5 protein-coding genes are annotated in these 3,378 nt (G+C 72.7%); 1 reads left to right on the top strand and 4 read right to left on the bottom strand.

Going from position 1 to position 3,378, the window contains the following annotated elements:
• Positions 1–100: 100 nt before the first annotated feature.
• Both ACKUB9_RS29350 and ACKUB9_RS29345 read right to left on the bottom strand, forming a co-directional pair.
• Positions 101–361, bottom strand: a complete 261-nt coding sequence (locus ACKUB9_RS29350; protein ID WP_407529079.1) for a hypothetical protein — start codon at positions 359–361, stop codon at positions 101–103.
• 529 nt (positions 362–890) lie between these two features.
• Complete coding sequence (locus ACKUB9_RS29345; protein WP_407529077.1) at positions 891–1,145, bottom strand: hypothetical protein; 255 nt, start codon at positions 1,143–1,145, stop codon at positions 891–893.
• A 218-nt stretch (positions 1,146–1,363) separates the two neighbouring features.
• Between ACKUB9_RS29345 and ACKUB9_RS29340 the strand changes: the two genes are divergently transcribed.
• A complete protein-coding gene (locus tag ACKUB9_RS29340; RefSeq protein WP_407529076.1) occupies positions 1,364–2,023 on the top strand; it encodes a DUF4142 domain-containing protein in 660 nt (219 codons plus the stop codon).
• Positions 2,024–2,175: 152 nt separating this feature from the next.
• Here ACKUB9_RS29340 and ACKUB9_RS29335 read toward each other — a convergent pair whose 3' ends face one another.
• Together ACKUB9_RS29335 and ACKUB9_RS29330 are read right to left on the bottom strand one after the other, a co-directional pair.
• Positions 2,176–2,772: a DUF4142 domain-containing protein gene (locus ACKUB9_RS29335; RefSeq protein ID WP_407529075.1), complete on the bottom strand. Its 597-nt coding sequence runs from the start codon at positions 2,770–2,772 to the stop codon at positions 2,176–2,178.
• 136 nt (positions 2,773–2,908) lie between these two features.
• The coding region (locus tag ACKUB9_RS29330; RefSeq protein WP_410825975.1) for a hypothetical protein at positions 2,909–3,378 on the bottom strand (470 nt) is incomplete at its 5' end.

The following is a 3,378-nucleotide window of genomic DNA, read 5'->3' as shown; positions in this document are numbered from 1 at the left end:
CCCCCCCCCCGCCGCGCTGAAACGCAGAGCGCCCCGCCTGGTCCCAGGCGGGGCGTTCTTGCTTTCGGGATCCGGCGGGGCTGCGCCCCGGGGGCCGCGCTCAGCGGCAGGTGGTCACGCGGCGCACGATCCAGCCCTCGCCGTCGACGAAGAGGCGCTTGCGGGCGGTGGTGCAGTTCGCGTCCTCGGCGGATTCCTCCGGGACGGTCGCCGTCGCGGTCACGTCGCGCACGGCGGTGCCGCGGTTCGCCGCCTTGGCGGGCGCCTTGTCGACGGCCGGCGCCGCCTCCGCCGCGAGGCCGCCCGAGAAGGCCAGCAGGAGGGCGAGCAGGGACAGGCGGGCGCCGGATCGCGCGCACATGGAGGACATCCTGGTCGTTGGGGGTTGAGGGGCGTTGGGCCGTGGGGGGCGGCTCGCCGTCTTGCCAGAGATAAATCGCGAAGCGAAGAAGGGTTGCGCCGAAACCCGTTGAGCGGTTCGAAAATCGGTAAACAGCATCGCGCGCGGCGGCGCGGTGAGGTTTCGCACGCGCCGACCAGTGAGTGACCATTCCGGCCCGGGTCGCGGCAAGGTTTTCCTGGGGTGCCCTCGCCGTCGGCTGTCCCGATCAACGGTCCGCGAGACGTCCGGTTCCTGTCCTTGCGGAAGAGTTGCTGGCGAGCCGTGGATCAGGGTCGGCAACGGCCTCCGTCGCGAGCCGGCTCATCTCGGAACCACGCTCTGCCGCCGCGGACCACGCAGGGCGCCCGGCCGGAAGGCTTCAGGCGAGAGACCTCAGGCGAGAGACCTCAGGCGAGAGACCTCAGGCGAGAGACCTCAGGCGAGAGACCTCAGGCAAGTCCGCTTCCGGCGGCCCAAGTGATCGCGGGGGCCGGGCCGGCGCGGTGGCTCACACCAGCCGCAGGCCCTGCCGGGCGACCTGATCCGGGATGCCGCGCCGGACCAGCCGCGCCCGGCGCTCCTGCTGGGTGTGCCACTCCCGGTAGGTGTCCTGCGCCTGGAGGATCGGCCGGATCCAGGCGTCGAGCCACGCGAGATGAAGCGCGAGCCCCAGGAGCAGCGACTGCTCCGCGACCGCCACGGAGGCGGCCAGCACGCGCTGCACCTGCTGGTCCACCTGCAACGGCGTCACCTCGTCCCGCATCGGTCCATCTCCACTCGGCTGCCGGAGGGCGACACCCGGCCCGCTGCCCTCGTCCTCGCCCGGCGATCGTCCTGACAGGATACGTCCTGACGGGCCGGCGTCAGCTGCCGCGCCGCCGCAGGAACATGCGGGCGCGTACCGAGATGATGTCCCGGGAGCACTCGGATGGGTCGAGTTCTTCGCATTATACAATTCTAGCGTTTATCCGGAGTCCATCCATGCAGCGCCGTGAGTTTCTCCTCGGGATGATGTCCGCGACCGCGGCCCTCGCCGTGACCCGCACCGCCGTCGCGCAGCCGACCCCGGCCGGCGCGATCCCGACCCCGGTCTACCTCGACATGGCCACCCGCGGCGGCCTGTTCCTGGAGAACACCGCCCGCGACGCGTTCGGGAAGTCCGACAACCCGCGCGTGAAGCGGTTCGCGCGCGCCGAGGTGGTCGAGCAGGTCAACCTCGCCAACCGCATCGACGCGGCGACGGGCGGTGCGCCGGCGATGGCCGGCCGCCCGCCGGGGCCGGGCGGCGTGGTCGGCGGCCTGGTGGCCGCGCCCTTCGCGGTGGCGGGCGCCGCCGCGGGGGCGGCGGCCGGCGTGGTGGGCGGCGTGCTCGGCGCGCCGGGCGCGATGACGAGCGACGAGCAGAAGGCGGCGATCCTCTCGCAGCTCTCCGGCCTCCAGCCCGGTCCGCAATACGACGCCACCTTCGTCAACGCCTCCCTCCAGGGCCACCGCGAGGCCCAGGCGATCCACGGCAGCTACGCCGAGAGCGGCGAGGATCCGGCCCTGCGCCGGATCGCCCGCGGTGCCCTGCCGCTGATCCGGCTGCACATCTCCCAGCTCACGCAGATGCAGCGGATGATGGGCGGCCCGCAGGGCTGACCACGCGCGGGCGGCGGGACCGATCCGGCCCCGCCGCCCGAGTGACGCTCCCCGAGGAATGCTCGCCTAGAGATCCTTCGCGTCTCACGCCGTGACCCTGGCCGGGGCCCGGATCGACACCGGCTCCCGGCCTCCGCCGTGAGCCGGCCGGCTCAGCCCTTCAGGTCGTCCTCGATGTCGGCCAGAAGCGCCAAGTGCTCCTTGATCTGGCCGCGGGCGAGCTTGGCGACCGCCAGGGTCTCGCGGTCCTTGCCCGCACCGAGGTAGGTCTCCTGGATCTGCAGCAGGGCGCGGTGGCCCTCGATCTGGCCGCGGATGTACTCGCGGTCGAAGGCGCTGCCGGTGGCGGCGTTGAGCTTCTCGATCATCGCCTTGCCCTTGGCGTCGAGCTGGCCCGTCACCTCGGCTTCGGAGGGCGCCTTCACCTGCCCGCTCGGCGGCACGGTCTGATCGCGCATCGCCTTGAGGATGTCGGCGATGGTCTCCTGCTCGGCGACCTCGAACCCGGCGAATTCCTTGACGTCGTCGTCCTTGCCCTTCTTGAGCGCGATCCGGCTGGCGGCGAGCGCGAGCGACCCGGCAGCCAGGGTGTCGGCGGCGTAGCGGGCCTCGGCCTCGCCCATGCGGGCGCCGGTATTGCCGCTCTTGTCGGCGGTGGGACTGGGCGTGTTCTGCGCGAAGGCGCGGCCGAGCAGGACGGGAACGGTCAGGGCCGAGGCCAGGCCCAGGATTGCGTGGCGGCGATGCATGGGGGGCTCCACGGAAGGGTGCTCCACGTCGGGATGGTGGAACGGACCCCACCAACGTGCCCTCGCCGGCCCGGTTTCAGCGTCGCCTTATACTGGTGTTGAGTATCGATCGAGCCGTGTCGGCCCGCGCTCGGCGTCAGCGGTCGCTGCCGGTCCAGTGCGGGGCATCCGCGGTGCAGCCGGCGCGGCAGCGCATCTGGTCCACCCGGATCCCGTAGGGCTGGCTGCCGACGGTCTCCACCTCGATCTGCGTCGCGTTCTTGGTCCACACGAACAGGCAGCGCGACGGCGTGGTGCGACGGCAAGCCACGGCCTCCGCGAAGGTCTCGCAGATCCGGGTCCGGCCGCTCGCGCAGGCTTGGCCCGTCGCGGCGTCGCGGCCGGGCTTCCAGCCCTGGAGGGCGAGGCTGATGCGGAACTCGGAATAGGCCGCGCGCGTCTCGTGCGCGGGCAGCGCCTCCGACGCCCGGGCGCCGGCGGCCCAGAGCACGACCGGCAGCAGCATCGCGACGCGCATCGCCGCCTCCCCCAAGCGCAGCCATTCGCTTATCGGGACGACCGGCGGCACGGTCAAGACGGCCGGTCGCGGGCGCGCCGTCCGGCCGG

Source organism: Methylobacterium oryzisoli (assembly GCF_046557895.1).
GTDB classification, from domain to species: domain Bacteria; phylum Pseudomonadota; class Alphaproteobacteria; order Rhizobiales; family Beijerinckiaceae; genus Methylobacterium; species Methylobacterium oryzisoli.
This window is presented reverse-complemented; position numbering and strand designations above follow the sequence as displayed.